Below are 14,952 nucleotides of genomic sequence, written 5' to 3'. Positions count from 1 at the left end.
TGAGCACTTGTCCGAATTCGGACAGGACATTTGCACTATCGCGCGACCGGTGTCCAGCAAATGGATTCATTCGCACCCGGATGTACTCACCCTTTCCGCACCGATGCGGTCAGGTGCCCGCTAAAACGCCATAAAAGCGGTGATGGGAGGCGTCAAGACCACGTCAGAATCGGCCACGGACGGCGAGCGCGGCCGGTTTGGACGTAGTGTCGGACCGTGACGAAGGTGCTCGTGGTCGACGACGAACCGCAGATCGTCCGCGCCCTGCGGATCAACCTGTCCGCCCGCGGCTACGCGGTCCTGACCGCCCACGACGGCACGGCGGCGCTGAAGGCGGCGGCCGAGGGCAAGCCGGACGTGGTCGTGCTGGACCTCGGGTTGCCGGACGTGGACGGGACGGAGGTCATCGCGGGTCTGCGCGGGTGGACGTCGGTGCCGATCATCGTGCTGTCGGCGCGGACGGACTCGACGGACAAGGTCGAGGCGCTGGACGCCGGGGCGGACGACTACGTGACCAAGCCGTTCGGGATGGACGAGTTGTTGGCGCGGTTGCGCGCGGCGGTGCGGCGGTCGGCGGTGGCGGAGGGCGAGGACGCCGTGGTGCAGACGGCGTCGTTCACGGTGGACCTGGCGGCGAAGAAGGTGCTGCGGGACGGGGTCGAGGTGCACCTGACGCCGACCGAGTGGGGGCTGCTGGAGATCCTGGCGCGCAACCGGGGGCGGTTGGTCGCGCAGCGGCAGTTGTTGCAGGAGGTCTGGGGGCCGCAGTACGCGAAGGAAACCCACTACCTGCGGGTGTACCTGGCGCAACTCCGGCGGAAACTGGAACCGGAACCCTCACACCCGCGCCACCTGGTGACCGAGCCCGGGATGGGCTACCGGTTCGAGCTGTAGCCGGCGCGAGCGGACGACCGGGCGCGCCAAATGGGCCGCGCTGGGATGGCAGCGCTTGCCCGGGTCGAGCTGGGCTGGGCGGGGCCGCGCTGGGCTGGGCAGGGTCGCGTCGGGCTTACCTGGGTCGCGCTGGGCTTCCCTGGGTCGCGCCGGGCTGGGCGGGGTCGTGTCGGGCTGGCAGCGCCGGGCTGAGCCGCCGAGCTTCGACCGCGCACGCCCCCAACCCTCCCCATCGCCGCCGAGGGCGCGCTGCCTGCTGGGCGGGGCTGCGCGGGGGTGCCTCTACCCATTCCACGCGGTTGGGGGTGGCGCGGGTTGTCCTCGACTCTCCCTTTCACCCGGTTGGCGGACAACGTCACCCGGCCGGCAGGGTGGGGTGGCGCTCGAACGTGATCGTGAACCGGACCACCGCCTCCTTGTACCTCGCCGCCCACCGGCCCGTCAGGACGCGGTCGCGGGGGCTGTCGTCCGGGCGCACGAACTGGATCAAGCCGTCCCGCCGCCCGAGGCTCACGCACTGGTTGATGTACGAGAACCGGAACGGCTTCGGCGTTCGCCCGCGCAGCCTGTCCGCCAGCGCCCGCACCGCGCGCTGGGTGGTCGGAAGGCCCGTCGCGCACGCCATCCGCAACTCCTGGCCATCGGGCCGACGCATGGCAGCGGCATCACCAACGGCCACCACCTCCGGGTGCGAGACCGACGTCAGAGTGTCGTCGACGACCATCCGCCCGCGGCCGTCCACCTCGAAACCGGCCGCCCGCGCCAACTCCGGCACCGCGAACCCGGCCGTCCACACCACGGTGTCCGCATCGACCCGCCCCGCACCGACCACCAACCCGTGCGCATCCACCGCGGTGATCCGCACGTCCTCATGCACCACCACACCCAACCGCCCGAACACCTTCCGCAGGTGTGCCCGCCCCGCGGGGGAAAGCGCCGCCCCCAGCGTCCCCGCCGTGACCAGGTGCACCTCCAGGTCCGGCCGGGCCTCGGCCAGTTCCGCGGCAGCCTCGATCCCGGTCAGACCACCACCCGCCACCGCGACCACCCGCGCCCGCCCCAGCGCTACCCGCAAACGCTCGGCCTCCTCCAACGTGGTCACGGTGTGCGCGTGCTCCCGAACGCCGGGCACCGAACCCAGATCCGCATGGCTGCCCAAGGCGTAGATCAACCGGTCGTAAGACAGCGCACCGCCGCGCAGCACGACCTTGCGCGCCGCCGGGTCGATCGCCGTCACCCGGTCCACCACCAACTCCACCCCGGTGCCGGCCAGCAGCTCCACCAACGGCAGGTCGCGCAACGTCTGACCGGCCGCCAACTGGTGCAACCGCACCCGCTCCACGAACCGGTCCCGCTCGTTCACCAGGGTGACCCTGGCGCCGGTCCACCTCGCCGCGAGCTTCGCCGCCGCCAGACCCGCGTACCCAGCACCGATGACCACGATGTCCGTCATGTCCCCGTCCTCTCCTCGACGGTGGAGCGAGACGGCGACGCATTCCGTGACAGCGCGCCGCTGTGACGTGCGCCACGCACCAACAACACCGCCGGCACCAGCACCAACCACCCCGGCACGGCCACCAGCACGACCGACAGCAACAACGCCCACGCCCCGACGACCCACCCGACGTACGCGGGCACGTGCCCACCCCGCCGCGCGACCCCGGCCACGACCAAGCCCAACAGCAGCAACGGCACGCCGAAGCTGCCCAACGTCAGCCACAGCACGTACTGGTCCACCGTGAACGCCGCCCCCGGCGGTGGCACGGCCGCCCACAGGCCGGCGCCGACCCACCGGGCCCAGCTCTCGTGGTTGAACGCGGTCGTGAGGACGATGTGCAGAGCGCCGAGTGCGGCGAGGAGGATTCCGGCGACGCGAGTCATGAGGAGGAAGTTACCAGTGGCAACATCGCCGCGTAAGCCCTACCACCACGGTGCCCTGCGGGAGGGCCTGGTCACGGCCGCCCGCGCCCTGGTGGACGCCGAGGGCGCGGAAGGCCTGACCCTGCGCAAGGCCGCCGCCGCGGCCGGGGTGTCGCACGCCGCCGCCTACCGGCACTTCGCGGACAAGGCGTCACTGGTCGCCGCCGTGATGGCGGAGGGCTTCGAGGAACTGGCCGCGCTCGCCGAACCCGCCGGCACGCCCCTGGAGCGGCTGCACGGCATCGGTCACGGCTACCTGGCGTTCGCGCTGGCCAACCCGTCCCTCTACCGGCTGATGTTCGGGTCCGCCGACGTCCCCCGCCGCGCCGACTTCCCCGACCTCGCGGCGGCCGAGCGACGCGTCTACGCCCGCATGGCCACCGCGGTCGAGGCGGCGCAGGAGTCCGGCGAGCTGGCCCCGCACCCGGTCGCCGACGTGACGCTGCTGATGTCCTGCGTGATGCACGGCCTGTGCTCGCAGCTCCTGGCCGGCCTGTTGCCCTCGGACGCCGCCCCCGGCTTGGCGCGTACGGTGATGATGTTGGTCGACAAGGGATTGGGGGCCCGATGATCACGACCCTGCACACCTCGGACGCGGACACCGACCTGCTCAAGGCCGCACGGGCGCTGTGCGACGACGCGTTCGACGGCGACTTCTCCGACGACGACTGGGAACACGCGCTCGGCGGCGTCCACGCGTTCGCCTGGGAAGGCGACGACCTGGTCGGGCACGGCTCGGTCGTGCAACGACGGCTGCTCCACGGCGGTCGCGCGTTGCGGGCCGGGTACGTCGAAGCCGTCGCCGTGCGGGAGGACCGGCGCGGGCGCGGGCACGGCGCGGGGGTCATGGCGGCGCTGGAGGAGGTCATCCGGCGCGCCTACGACCTGGGCGCGTTGAGCGCGAGCGACGCGGCGCTGGAGTTCTACACCGCCCGCGGCTGGGTGCTGTGGCGCGGGCCGTCCTCGGTGCTGGCCCCGAGCGGGCTCGTGCGCACCGAGGACGACGACGGCGGTGTCCACGTGCTGCCCCTCGCGGTGCCGCTCGACCTCGACGGTGAGCTGGCGTGCGACTGGCGGGACGGCGACGTGTGGTGACTCAGGCCCTGGTGGCCTGGATGATCCACGCGGCGGACGCGTAACGCACGCCGTGCTCGTCGCAGTGCCGCGCCATGTCCTCCCGCGCGGCCTCGACGACCCGTGCCCGCGCGGTCTCGTCCAGCTCGGCCAGTTGGGCGGCCTGCCGGGCGGTGATGAACGCCAGCGCGTCCGCCACGTCGTCGCCGAGCCACACCGGTTCGCTGACGGCGTGCAGCTCGACGTCCGTCAGGCCCGCCCCGGTCAGCAGGGCGCGGACGCGGTCGGGGTCGCTGAGCGAGAACGGGTGCGGCGCGTCCGCCGGCGGCTCGGGCAGCGGCTCGCCGTCGGCGAACAGGGTGCGGAACGTCGAGGCGAACTCGTTGCGCGCCAACGGTTGCCACGTCAGCAACGCCATCCGGCCGCCGGGCCGCAACGCGCGGGCGATGTTGGCGAACGCCTTGTCCGGGTCGCCGAAGAACATCACCCCGTGGCGGCTGATCACGACGTCGAACGCGGCTTCGGGGAACGGGTGCACCTGGGCGTCGGCCTGCTCGAAGGCGACGTTGGCGACGCCCTCCCGCTCGGCGCGCCGCCGGGCGACGGCGATCATCTTCGAGGACAGGTCCACGCCCAGGACGTGCCCCCGGGCGGCCCGGCGGGCGGCGTCCCGGGAGGACTTGCCGGTGCCGCACCCGATGTCGAGGACGCGGTCGGCGGGGTCGATGCGGGCCGCGTCGAGCAGCCGTTCGTGGTAGCGGGCGGCGCCGCCGTCGAAGCGGTCGGCGTGGTCGGCCCAGAAGCCGCCCTGGTCGCCGTCCCACGCGGTGAACTGGTCGGAGTTGGTCGGATCCACCGGCACGGTCATCCGCCGGACGCTACCGAGGACCTCCCGGCCCGGCGACCGCGTTTCCCGGTGTGATCCGCGCCGCGTGTTCGCTCACGTCCTAGGTGCCGTGCGCGGCTCCTCCTTAGCGTTGGCCCACTGGGGGACGAGTCGCAGGAGGACGAGATGTGCGCGGCCTGTGGTGTACCGACGCACGTGCCGAGGCCGCCGCGGCGGTTCGCCGCGCTGCGCAACAAGGACTGCCGGCCGTACCTGTTCGGGGCCGGCCTCGCGATGATGGCCGACAACGTCGAGCACGTCATCACGTACTGGGTGCTGTGGGAGAAGTTCCGGTCGCCTGCGCTCGCCGGGTTCGCCGTGATCAGCCACTGGCTGCCGTTCCTGCTGCTGTCGGTGTGGTTCGGGTCGTTGGCGGACCGCTACGACTGCCGACGCGTCATCCAGGCCGCGCAGGTGTTGTTCATGGGTGTGTCGGCCGCGTGGGGGATCTTGTTCCTCACCGACACCCTTCAGGTGTGGCACGCGGGTGTCCTGTTGGTGCTGCACGGCATCGCGGGCGCGTTGTGGGGGCCGGGCGAGCAGTTGATGCTGCACGACTTCGTCGGTCCGGACGAACTGCCCAGCGCGGTGCGGCTCAACGCGACGTTCCGCAGCCTGGGCGTGTTGTTCGGGCCGGTCGTCGGGTCGGTGCTGCTGCTCGGGCTGGGGCCGACCGCGGGGATCTTCGTCAACATCGCGTTCTACCTGCCGTTGACGCTGTTCCTGTTCCGCACCAAGTTCACCGGCCACACGCGCGACGCCCACGCCCGGCCGCGCGTGGGCGTGCTGGAGTCGTTGCGGGTGCTGCGGGAGGTGGGGTCGAACCGGACCCTGGTGGCGATGATCGCCGTGGCGGGCCTGGCGTCGTTCTTCGTCGGCGCTTCGCTCCAATCGGCGATGCCGATCTTCGCGACCGACTTGGGCGCGGGTGACGCGGGCCTGGCGTACGGCGTGCTGCTGTTCGCCAACGGGGCGGGCGGTGTCCTGGGCGGTGTGCTGCTGGAGGCGACGACCCGGCTGCGGCCGACCGTGCGGACGGCGGTCGTGGCGACCGGGATCTACGGCGTGACCAGCCTGGGGTTCGCGGTGACCGGCAGTTATCCGTTGGCGGTGGTGTTGTTGCTGGTCGGCGGCGTGGCGCACCTGGCGTCGATGTCGATCACGCAGACCGTGGTGCAGCTGCTCAGCCCGCCGGCGGACCGGGGGCGCGTGCTGGGCGTCTACGGGATGTCGTCGGGGGGTTTGCGGGCCGGTAGCGGGTTCACCGTGGGGCTGTTGGGTGCCGCGGTGGGTGTGCACGCTTCGCTGGCTTGGAGTGCGGTCGCGTTGTGCGTGGGCACTGCTGTCGCGGCTTGGTACGCGTTGCGGGACTAGCGGGTCAGCGGACGCGTCGGCCGCGCAGGATCACGGCGACCGGGTGCGCCAGTTGGTCGAGGTCGGTGCGCGGGTCTTCGGCGTAGACGACCGCGTCGGCCGGTGCGCCGGGTTCCAGGCCGGGGAGGCCGAGGAACGCGCGGGCGTGCCAGGAGGCGGCTCCCAGGGCCTCGTGCGGGCCGATGCGGGCGGCCAGGGCGCGGATCTCGGCCAGGACGGCGTGGCGGTCGTGGGGGATCGAGTCGGTGCCCGCGAGCAGGCGCACGCCCGCCTCGGACGCCGCGCCGACCAGCTCGCGCAGCGCGTGCACACCGCCGACGAACCAGTCCTTGCGGGGACCGTCCGGCTTGGCCAGGGCGCCGGGCAGGGCGCGTTCGAAGCCGGACAGCGTGGGCGTGAGGGCGGTGCCCTGGCGGGCCATGCGGTCGAGCAGGTCCGGGTCCAGCCACATGCCGTGCTCGATCGAGTCCACGCCCGCCGCCACCGCCGCCGCGCTGCCCGCCGCGTGCTGGGTGTGCACGGCGACCCGGCCGCCCGCGGCGTGCACGGCGGTGACGACGGCGGTCATCACGTCGGCCGGGACGGGCTCGTCGTCCAGGCCCCAGTCCGCGACGATCTTCGCCCACCCCGACCGCCGGGCCTGCGCGGCGGCCAGGGCGGGCAGCTCGGCCAGGTCGGCGTGGCGGCCCCAGCTGTCGAAGAACTGGCCGTGGCGGGCGATCCAGGGGCCCGCGTGGAAGGCGCGGGGGAGGTCGGGGTCGGTGCCGAACCACGGGGGCGGGTCGCCGGCCAGGCCGGGGGAGCGGATGGCGGTGACGCCCGTGTCGAGGTGCTGGACGAGGTGCTCGCGCAGGAGGTCCTCGTCCAGCGGTTCGTCCGGGGCGGCGGCGCCGGGGTGGGTGTGGGCGTCGACCAGGCCGGGGAGCAGCCAGCCGCGGACCGTCTCGGTGGGGACCGTCTCGGCGGTGGGGACCGGGTCGTCGGTCCAGCGGTCGCCGTCCGCGTGCAGGTCGATTTCCTCGCCGTGCGGGAGCGCCCGCCCCCGGATCCTGATCGCCACAGTCCCCCCTCGTGTGGCGTCCAGCCAACCGGAAGTCGGCCGGTCTGTCACTCCGCGGTGGTCGTGGTGGTGGGTGGGGTGGTGCTGGACGAGCCGGTGGGGCTGGGGGTCCACGACGTGGGCGGGTTGCTCTGGGGTGGGGACGTCGGGGGTTCGGTGGTGGTGAGTTCGACCGGTGGCGTCGTGTCCGGGGGTGGTGGCTGGTGCGCGGGGGCGTCGGCGCGGGGCTTGTCCGGGGCGGGGACGGTGATGACCACGGTGGAGGTGTGGCCGTCCGTGGCGGCGCGGACCGCGGTGCTGGTCGTGGCTTGGACGTCGGCCTGGTGCCTGGGCGGGCCGGCCTCGCGGTCGGCGTCGCGGTTGGCGTTGGGCGTGGGGTTGGCGTCGCGGGTGGCGTCGCCGGTGGCCAGCATCGAGGCAAGGGTGGCCATGACCGTGGCGACGACCGCGCCACCGGCGGCCAGCAGCACGACCGACGAGACCTTGCGCTTCGGTGACTCGTGATGATCTTCCTCGAACACACCATCTCCCTGTGGGAAACCCGGTCGGATGGTCAGGTGTCCGAGTTATCGGCTCAACGCGTCGGCGGCCTCATCGTTCGAGCGGTCCTCCACACGTTTGTGTGGCAGTGCGTCACCGAGCGGTGACCGGCTCGTTTGGATCACGCCTGATGTGCTTCTAGCGACGCGCTTCGGGCTCGCAAGATCAAAAGCGGAGAGCGAAAGCGGCGCTCGCCGCGCGGCAGGCCTCTGGGGGTGGAAGGCCGTACGGCAACGAACCGAGGCCCTTCCTGTGGCTTGGCAGCCCTTTGAAGTGCTTGGCGATCAGGTTCCCGGCGGCGGGTCCTGGGTCGTCGTGGTGGTCGTCGTGGTGGTCGTGGTCGTGGTGGTCGGTTCGGTGGTCGTCGGCTTGGTCGGCTGCGTGGTGGTCGTGGTCGTCGTTTGCGCCGGCGGCTGGGTGTCTTCGACCGTCGTGGTCGTCGTGGTGCCGTCCGGGCGTGTGACGGTGGTGATCCGGGTGCGCTTCGACGTCGTCGTCGTGGTCTCGCTGGTCGTCGTCGTGGTGTCGGTCGTGGTCAGGGTGACCGACGGGGCCGACGACGTGGTGGGGAGCGTGGTCAGGGTGCTGCGGTTGACCACGTCCTGGCGCGGGGTCTCCTTCGCCGGGGCCGCGCCCTCCTGGGCTCCCGCCAGGGACGCGATGGTGGCGAAGATCGTCGCCACGGCCACGCCGGACGCGGCCAGCAGGACGTTCGGCGACACCCGCGGCCGGCGGCGGTCGGGTTCCGGGGTCTCGTACAGCCCGTCGGTCACGTGCAGCTCCCTCTTACCAGCCGAAGTTCTGGGTCCAGTAGTGACCGTTGGTGTCCAGGCCGACGCCGATCGCGGTGAAACCGCAGTTCAGGATGTTGCGGCGGTGACCCTCGGAGTTCATCCAGCCCTTCATGACCGCCTCGGGCGTGCGGTAGCCCTGCGCGATGTTCTCGCCGCCCGGATTCGGGTAGCCGGCCGCGCGCATGCGCTCGGCGAAGTCGACGCCCTCGGGGGTGTCGTGCGAGAAGTAGCCGCGGGTGGCCATGTCGGTGCTGTGCGCCTGAGCGGCGTTGACGATGCGCTGGTCCACCTTCAGGCCGGGGCAGCCGGCCGCCGCGCGGGCCTCGTTCACCAGTTCCACGACCCGCTGGGTGGCCGACACCGGCGGCGGTGTCGTGGTGGTCGTGGCGGGCGGCTGCGTCGGCGGCTCGGTGGTCGTCGGCGGCGCCTCGGTGGTGGTGGTCGTGGTCTCGGTGGTGGTGGTCGTCGTCGTGGTCGGTTCGGTGGTCGTGGCCGCCGGCGGCGCGGTCGGCTGACCGGTCCGCACGGGCACGCCGACGCCGCCCACCCCGCCGACTCCCCGGTTGTCGCCCTCGGCCACCTGTGTTGAGCTGGGCGCCACGAAGGGGGCGAGCTGTTCGGGGCTTGCGAAGGCCACACCGGTCGCGCCGGCGGCCCCCAGCAGCAGCCCGACCAGTCCGCCCATCACGGATCGGTTACCGCGCCGCGCACTCACGGTCGCGCACCGTACCACTAAAGGGTGAAATGTCAGGATGGCCGCTGTGGCTGGTGCAGAGAACACCGTTCGGCTCACCGCGTGGGTCCGCGGGCACGTGCAGGGCGTCGGCTTCCGCTGGTGGACCCGCGCCAGGGCTCTTGAGCTGGGCTTGGTCGGCAGTGCCTCGAACCTCCGGGACGGTCGGGTCGAGGTCAACGCCGAGGGCACCCAGGAGGCGTGCGACGGCCTCCTGAACGCGCTCCGTTCCGGTCGTACCCCCGGTCGGGTGGACTCGGTCGTGGAACGCTGGTCCGAACCGCGCGGCGGCTTGACCGGTTTCGTCGAGCGTTGAACGCCCAGGGGTCCGGTGGCGTAGTAAAGCGATGTGGACCGAGGCGAAGAGGTGGTCAGGCAGCTGTACGGCCGGTGGCGCGGCCCGCTGCACGGCTACGTCCTGCGCCTGGTCGGCGGCGACCACCAGCAAGCCGAGGACGTCGTCCAGGAGACCCTCCTGCGCGCCTGGAAGCACGCCGACGAGCTGACCCCGGCCGACGCCGGCCCCTGGCTCTACACCGTCGCCCGCAACCTGGTCATCTCCGGGTTCCGCAAGCGCGGCGGGCGCAACTCCGAGGTGCCGATCGAGCCGACCGACCTGCCGCCGGTCGCCGACCAGGTGGACCACGTGCTGCAGAGTTGGCAGGTCGCGGAGGCGCTGCGCGCGCTGAGCCCCGACCACCGGGCCGTCGTGGTCGAGCTGTACTACCGCCGCCGCACGGTCAAGGAGGCCGCGGCGGTCCTCGGCGTCCCGCCGGGGACGGTGAAGTCGCGCTGCTTCTACGCCCTGCGGGCGCTGCGCGACGCGTTGGAGGAACGGGGGGTGACCGAGTCGTGAGCTGCACGCACACCGTCGCGCTCGGCGCCTACCTGCTGGGCGCGCTGGACCCGGCGGAGCGCTCGGCGTTCGAGGTGCACCTGCGCACGTGCGCGGTCTGCCGCCGGGAGATGGTCCGGCTGGCCCCGCTGCCCGGACTGCTGGCCCAGGTGGACGTGGACGACCTGGACGTGCCGTTCGACGACCCGGTGCCCGCCCCGGAGTTGCCGCCCCTGCCGCCGCGACCCGAGCCGACCCGTTCGGCGGACCGGTCCGGGCGTCGTCGGGGCTTGGTGCTGGCCGGCGTCGGCATGCTGGTCGTCGTGCTGGTCGCGGTGGGCGTGCTGGTGTTCGCCCCGCGCGACCGCGACCCGGTCCGCCTCAGCGCCGCCGACAGCGGCACCGGGGTCACCGCCACCGCCGACCTGGTGGCCAAGGAGTGGGGCACCGAGTTGTGGCTGACCGTCCGCAACGCCCCCAAGGGGAAGAGGTGCAAGCTCGTCGTCCACGACCGGGCCGGCCGCGCCGAGATCGGCGGCTGGTGGGGCACCGACCACCCCGAAGACGCCCGCATCCCGGGTTCCACGTCGTTCCCCGTGGACCAGATCGAGCGGCTCGACGTGGTGGTTGACATGCAGGTCCTGGTGTCGGTGAGGCCCTGAACTGGGCCGTTGGGCGGCGTGGCAGGCGTCTGGGCGTCCGAGCGCACGGGTAGTCTGCCCCGCGTGCACCTCAAGAGCCTGACGCTGAAGGGCTTCAAGTCCTTCGCCTCGGCTACCACGCTGCGCTTCGAGCCGGGCATCACGTGCGTCGTCGGTCCCAACGGGTCCGGCAAGTCGAACGTGCTCGACGCGCTGCGCTGGGTGATGGGCACCCAGGGCGCGAAGGACCTGCGCGGCGGCAAGATGGAGGACGTCATCTTCGCCGGCACGTCCGGCCGCGCGCCGCTGGGCCGCGCCGAGGTGACGCTGACCATCGACAACTCCGACGGCATGCTGCCGATCGAGTACACCGAGGTGTCGATCACCCGCCGGATGTTCCGCGAGGGCGCCACCGAGTACGAGATCAACGGCAACTCGTGCCGCCTGATGGACATCCAGGAACTGCTCTCCGACTCCGGCATCGGCCGCGAGATGCACGTCATCGTCGGCCAGGGCCAGCTCTCGGCGATCCTGGAGTCCAAGCCCGAGGAGCGCCGGGCGTTCGTCGAGGAGGCCGCCGGCGTCCTCAAGCACCGCAAGCGCAAGGAGAAGGCGCTGCGGAAGCTGGAGGCGATGCAGGCCAACCTCACCCGCCTCACCGACCTCACCGCCGAGCTGCGCCGCCAGCTCAAGCCGCTGGGCAAGCAGGCCGAGATCGCCCGCCGCGCCCAGGTCGTGCAGTCCGAGCTGCGCGACGCCCGGATGCGCCTGTTGGCCGACGACCTGGTCACCCAGCGCGAGGCGCTGGCCCGCGAGGAGCAGGACGAGGCCAAGGCCCGCGCCCGCCGCGCCGAGGTCGAGCAGTCCCTCCAGCAGGCCCAGCTCCAGCAGAACGAGCTGGAGGACCTGGTCGCGGCGGACGCGCCGAAGCTCCAGCAGGCCCAGGACACCTGGTACCGGCTGTCCGCGCTGGAGGAACGGCTGCGCGGCACCGTGCGGCTGGCCGTCGAGCGCGAGCGCCACCTGTCCGCGTCCGTGGAGGCCCCGCGCGGCGGGCGCGACCCGGACGAGCTGGAGGCCGAGGCCGAGCAGACCGCGCTGTTGGAGCAGGAACTCCAGGAAGGCGTGACGGAGGCCCGGATCGGCCTGGCCGCGGCCGTGGAGACCCGCGCCGAGCTGGAACGCATGGTGCAGGCCGCGGAGAAGGCGCACCTGGCGGCCGTGCGGGCGATCGCCGACCGGCGCGAGGGCCTGGCCCGGCTGTCCGGCCAGGTCGAGGCGCTGCGGTCCAAGACGTCCGCGACGGCCGAGGAGATCGAACGCCTGTCGGTGACGCTGGCCGAGGCCGAGGAGCGGCTGGAGGTCGCGGCGCGGGAGCTGGCCGAGGGCCGCGAGGTCACCGGCACCGAGGACGAGGACGACGCGGGCCTGGACGAGCGCCACAGGCAGGCCGTCGAGGCGGACGAGGCCGCCCGCCGCCGGGTGGAGGAGCTGGTCAAGGCCGAGCGCACGGCGGAGCGGGACATCGCGTCCTGGAAGGCCCGGGTGGACGCCCTGTCCCTGGGCCTGACCCGCAAGGACGGCGCCGGCGCGTTGCTGGCGTCCCGGCTGCCGGGCCTGCTCGGCTCGGTCGCCGCCCTGCTCACCGTCGAGCCGGGGTACGAGGTGGCGCTGGCCGCCGCCCTGGGTCCGGTGGCGGACGCGGTCGCCGTCGAGTCCGGGTCGGACGCCCTGGGCGCCCTCGAACTCCTCAAGACCCAGGACGCCGGGCGTGCGGGGGTGCTCATCGGCGGCCCCGGCCACACCGACCGTTCCGCCTGGCCTGCGCTCCCGCCCAACGCCCGCTGGGCGGTTGACCTGGTGCACGCCCCCGAGGCGCTGCGCCCGGCCGTGCACCGCGCCCTCGACCGCCTCGCCGTCGTGGACGACCTGCCGGCCGCCCGCGCGCTGGTCGAGACCCACCCGGACGTCCGGGCCGTCACCCGCGAGGGAGACGTGTTCGGCGCGGACTGGGCCGCGGGCGGCTCGGGGCGCAGCCAGAGCGTCATCGAGGTCCAGGCGGCCGTGGACGAGGCGTCGGAGAAGCTCGCGCTCGCCGAACGCGCCCTGGAGCAGGCCGCCGCCGCGCTGGAGGGCGCGCGGGCCGAGCAGCAGGCGAGGCGGGCCGAGGTCGGCGCGCTGAAGGAGCAGGTCAACGAGGCCAAGGTGCGCCGCGCCCGGTCGTCGGAGCGGCTCAACCGCCTCGCGGCGGCGGTCCGGTCGGCCGAGGCGGACGTGGAACGCGTGCGCGTCCAGCGCGGCAAGGTCGAGGCGGCCCGCGAGGAGAACCTGCTCAAGCTCGCCGAACTGGAGGAACGCCTCCTGGTCGCCGAGGAGCAGCCCTTGGACGACGAGCCCGACACGTCCCACCGCGACGAGGCCACCGCCGAACTGGCCTCGGCCCGCCAGGCCGAGATGGACGCGCGCCTGGCCCTGCGCACCGCCGAGGAACGCGCCCGCGCCCTCCAGGGCAAGGCCGACAGCCTCCGCCGAGCCGCCCGAGCCGAACGCGAGGCCCGCGAACGCGCCGCCCGCGCCCACGCGGCCCGTGCCCGCGGCGCGGTCGTGGCGAAGGCCGTGGTCCGCGGCGGCGAGGCGGCCCTGGAACGCATCGCGGTCTCCCTGTCCCGGGCCGCCCGCGAACGCGACGCCGCCCAGGAGCGCCGCACCCGGCACGAGGCCCTGCTCACGCAGGTCCGCGGCCTGGTCCGGGAGATGTCGGTGGAGCTGGAGAAGCTGACCGACGCCGTCCACCGTGACGAGGTGCTGCGCGCCGAGCAGCGGATGCGCATCGAGCAACTGGAGACCAAGGTCGCCGACGATTTCGGCATCGGCCTGGAAGACCTGATCGCCGAGTACGGCCCGGACGTCTACGTGCCGCCGTCGGCCGGCGAGATGGCCGAGTACGAGGCGGCGAAGGAACGCGGCGAAACGGTGTCCGCGCCCCAGCCCGTGCCGTACGACCGCGACACCCAGGCCCGGCGCGCCAAGCGGGCCGAGCGCGACCTGTCCCTGCTGGGCAAGGTCAACCCGCTGGCCCTGGAGGAGTTCGCGGCGCTGGAGGAGCGCTACAAGTTCTTGTCCAACCAGCTGGAGGACATCAAGGCGACCCGGCGCGACCTGCTGACCGTGGTGAAGGAGGTCGACGACAAGATCCTGGAGGTCTTCACGTCGGCCTACGAGGACGTGGCCCGCGAGTTCGAGGTGGTCTTCAAGGTCCTGTTCCCGGGCGGCGAGGGCCGCCTGGTCCTGACCGAACCGGAAGACATGCTGACCACGGGCATCGAACTGGAAGCCCGCCCGCCGGGCAAGAAGGTCAAGCGCCTGTCCCTGCTCTCGGGCGGCGAGAAGTCCCTGGCGGCGGTGGCGATGCTGGTAGCCATCTTCCGCGCCCGGCCGTCACCGTTCTACGTGATGGACGAGGTAGAGGCGGCCCTGGACGACACCAACCTCCACCGCTTGATCGGCTTGTTCGAGCAACTGCGGGAACGATCGCAGCTGCTGATCATCACGCACCAGAAGCCGACGATGGAAATCGCAGACGCCCTCTACGGCGTCTCAATGCGAGGCGACGGCATCAGCCAGGTGATCTCCCAACGCCTCCGAGGCCGAGAAGACCTGAAGCCAGCCAAAAAACCCGACGAACCTACCTAACAAGTCAGCGGCGAAGCCGCCAGCGGGCAGTCCACCGGAGTGGACACAACCCAAGCCGGGCTTCTTGCTTGTGTCATCTCCGTATGGCCCGCCCGAAGGGCTACCACACTTTTGGTCGGGTGCAGCCGAAATTTTGTGAGGAACGAGCAAAATTTTAGCGGCACCCGACCAAAAGTGTGGTTGGCTTTGCCGGGTCATGCGGAGATGGCACAAGCAAGAAGCCCCCGCCTTGGTAGTTGTGTCCATCTCTGGTGGCTCGCCCGCCGGCGAGGCTCTTTTGATCTTTAAGAGTTGCGCTTGCGCTCTCAAGCCCACGCTTCGCGGGTCCTAACGGGACGCGCTCCGCGCTAACCAAGGATGAACGCGCTTCGCGCTTAAGGAGCGCTTCGCGCAACGCGCGAAGCGCTCTCAAAATAAAAGCGGCCGGGAGGCCTCCAGTGGGGGGAAGGGCCTGCGTGTTCCCCACCGCATGACCTGGCGGAGCCAACCACAGATTTCCCCGGGTGCC

Annotated in this window: 15 protein-coding genes; 8 read left to right on the top strand and 7 right to left on the bottom strand. The window is 72.4% G+C overall.

Features of this window, described 5'->3' with window-relative positions; all coding sequences use genetic code 11:
• The first annotated feature begins 216 nt into the window (after positions 1–216).
• Positions 217–894 (top strand): response regulator, encoded by a 678-nt coding sequence (locus AB0A74_RS23145; protein WP_343932288.1) that lies wholly within the window; start codon positions 217–219, stop codon positions 892–894.
• 355 nt (positions 895–1,249) lie between these two features.
• Here AB0A74_RS23145 and AB0A74_RS23140 read toward each other — a convergent pair whose 3' ends face one another.
• Both AB0A74_RS23140 and AB0A74_RS23135 read right to left on the bottom strand, forming a co-directional pair.
• Positions 1,250–2,347 carry an FAD-dependent oxidoreductase gene (locus tag AB0A74_RS23140; protein WP_358252388.1) on the bottom strand — a complete coding sequence of 366 codons (1,098 nt, stop codon included), beginning with the start codon at positions 2,345–2,347 and terminating at the stop codon, positions 1,250–1,252.
• The gene (locus tag AB0A74_RS23135; protein WP_358252386.1) at positions 2,344–2,775 is read right to left on the bottom strand and encodes a DUF6463 family protein; all 432 of its coding nucleotides are present in this window, start codon (positions 2,773–2,775) and stop codon (positions 2,344–2,346) included. The genes AB0A74_RS23140 and AB0A74_RS23135 overlap by 4 nt, the downstream gene beginning before the upstream one ends.
• A gap of 16 nt (positions 2,776–2,791) precedes the next feature.
• Here AB0A74_RS23135 and AB0A74_RS23130 point away from each other — a divergent pair, with 16 nt between their 5' ends.
• Positions 2,792–3,385, top strand: a complete 594-nt coding sequence (locus AB0A74_RS23130; RefSeq protein ID WP_358252384.1) for a TetR-like C-terminal domain-containing protein — start codon at positions 2,792–2,794, stop codon at positions 3,383–3,385.
• Complete coding sequence (locus AB0A74_RS23125) at positions 3,382–3,909, top strand: GNAT family N-acetyltransferase (RefSeq protein WP_358252383.1); 528 nt, start codon at positions 3,382–3,384, stop codon at positions 3,907–3,909. Before AB0A74_RS23130 ends, AB0A74_RS23125 begins: the two co-directional genes overlap by 4 nt.
• A 1-nt stretch (position 3,910) precedes the next feature.
• On the opposite strand, the gene AB0A74_RS23120 is transcribed toward AB0A74_RS23125, so the two are convergent.
• Positions 3,911–4,756, bottom strand: coding sequence for a class I SAM-dependent methyltransferase (locus tag AB0A74_RS23120; protein WP_358252381.1), 846 nt, complete (start codon positions 4,754–4,756; stop codon positions 3,911–3,913).
• Between the two features lie 174 nt (positions 4,757–4,930).
• On the opposite strand from AB0A74_RS23120, the gene AB0A74_RS23115 reads away from it, so the two are divergent.
• Entirely contained in the window at positions 4,931–6,148 is a 1,218-nt protein-coding gene (locus tag AB0A74_RS23115; RefSeq protein WP_358252379.1) for an MFS transporter, read from the top strand.
• A 4-nt stretch (positions 6,149–6,152) separates the two neighbouring features.
• Here the strand turns inward: AB0A74_RS23115 and AB0A74_RS23110 are convergent, their stop codons facing one another.
• The 4 genes from AB0A74_RS23110 to AB0A74_RS23095 all read right to left on the bottom strand — a co-directional run bounded on the left by AB0A74_RS23110 (position 6,153) and on the right by AB0A74_RS23095 (position 9,227).
• Complete coding sequence (locus AB0A74_RS23110; protein ID WP_358252377.1) at positions 6,153–7,208, bottom strand: amidohydrolase family protein; 1,056 nt, start codon at positions 7,206–7,208, stop codon at positions 6,153–6,155.
• Positions 7,209–7,255: 47 nt separating this feature from the next.
• A complete protein-coding gene (locus AB0A74_RS23105) occupies positions 7,256–7,729 on the bottom strand; it encodes a hypothetical protein (RefSeq protein WP_358252375.1) in 474 nt (157 codons plus the stop codon).
• Between the two features lie 303 nt (positions 7,730–8,032).
• Positions 8,033–8,521 (bottom strand): hypothetical protein, encoded by a 489-nt coding sequence (locus AB0A74_RS23100; RefSeq protein ID WP_358252373.1) that lies wholly within the window; start codon positions 8,519–8,521, stop codon positions 8,033–8,035.
• A gap of 13 nt (positions 8,522–8,534) precedes the next feature.
• Complete coding sequence (locus AB0A74_RS23095) at positions 8,535–9,227, bottom strand: CAP domain-containing protein (RefSeq protein WP_358252371.1); 693 nt, start codon at positions 9,225–9,227, stop codon at positions 8,535–8,537.
• Between the two features lie 67 nt (positions 9,228–9,294).
• Here AB0A74_RS23095 and AB0A74_RS23090 point away from each other — a divergent pair, with 67 nt between their 5' ends.
• The 4 genes from AB0A74_RS23090 (at position 9,295) to smc (ending at position 14,444) form a co-directional block, all read left to right on the top strand.
• Positions 9,295–9,591 (top strand): acylphosphatase, encoded by a 297-nt coding sequence (locus AB0A74_RS23090; RefSeq protein WP_358252369.1) that lies wholly within the window; start codon positions 9,295–9,297, stop codon positions 9,589–9,591.
• 33 nt (positions 9,592–9,624) lie between these two features.
• Positions 9,625–10,131 carry a sigma-70 family RNA polymerase sigma factor gene (locus tag AB0A74_RS23085; protein ID WP_358252368.1) on the top strand — a complete coding sequence of 169 codons (507 nt, stop codon included), beginning with the start codon at positions 9,625–9,627 and terminating at the stop codon, positions 10,129–10,131.
• Complete coding sequence (locus AB0A74_RS23080; RefSeq protein ID WP_358252366.1) at positions 10,128–10,772, top strand: zf-HC2 domain-containing protein; 645 nt, start codon at positions 10,128–10,130, stop codon at positions 10,770–10,772. Before AB0A74_RS23085 ends, AB0A74_RS23080 begins: the two co-directional genes overlap by 4 nt.
• A gap of 63 nt (positions 10,773–10,835) precedes the next feature.
• A complete protein-coding gene (gene smc / locus AB0A74_RS23075) occupies positions 10,836–14,444 on the top strand; it encodes a chromosome segregation protein SMC (protein ID WP_358252364.1) in 3,609 nt (1,202 codons plus the stop codon).
• Positions 14,445–14,952: the final 508 nt, after the last annotated feature.

It is taken from the genome of Saccharothrix sp. NPDC042600, from assembly GCF_040647305.1.
GTDB classification, from domain to species: domain Bacteria; phylum Actinomycetota; class Actinomycetes; order Mycobacteriales; family Pseudonocardiaceae; genus Actinosynnema; species Actinosynnema mutabilis.
The sequence above is the reverse complement of the archived record's forward strand: the minus strand, read 5'-3'. Positions and strand labels throughout refer to the sequence as shown.

Coding starts and splice junctions, on each gene's coding strand:
- AB0A74_RS23090 (WP_358252369.1), top strand. CDS start 9,295: ATGGCCGCTGTGGCTGGTGCAGAGAACACCGTTCGGCTCACCGCGTGG.
- AB0A74_RS23095 (WP_358252371.1), bottom strand. CDS start 9,227: ATGGGCGGACTGGTCGGGCTGCTGCTGGGGGCCGCCGGCGCGACCGGT.
- AB0A74_RS23125 (WP_358252383.1), top strand. CDS start 3,382: ATGATCACGACCCTGCACACCTCGGACGCGGACACCGACCTGCTCAAG.
- AB0A74_RS23120 (WP_358252381.1), bottom strand. CDS start 4,756: ATGACCGTGCCGGTGGATCCGACCAACTCCGACCAGTTCACCGCGTGG.
- AB0A74_RS23140 (WP_358252388.1), bottom strand. CDS start 2,347: ATGACGGACATCGTGGTCATCGGTGCTGGGTACGCGGGTCTGGCGGCG.
- AB0A74_RS23135 (WP_358252386.1), bottom strand. CDS start 2,775: ATGACTCGCGTCGCCGGAATCCTCCTCGCCGCACTCGGCGCTCTGCAC.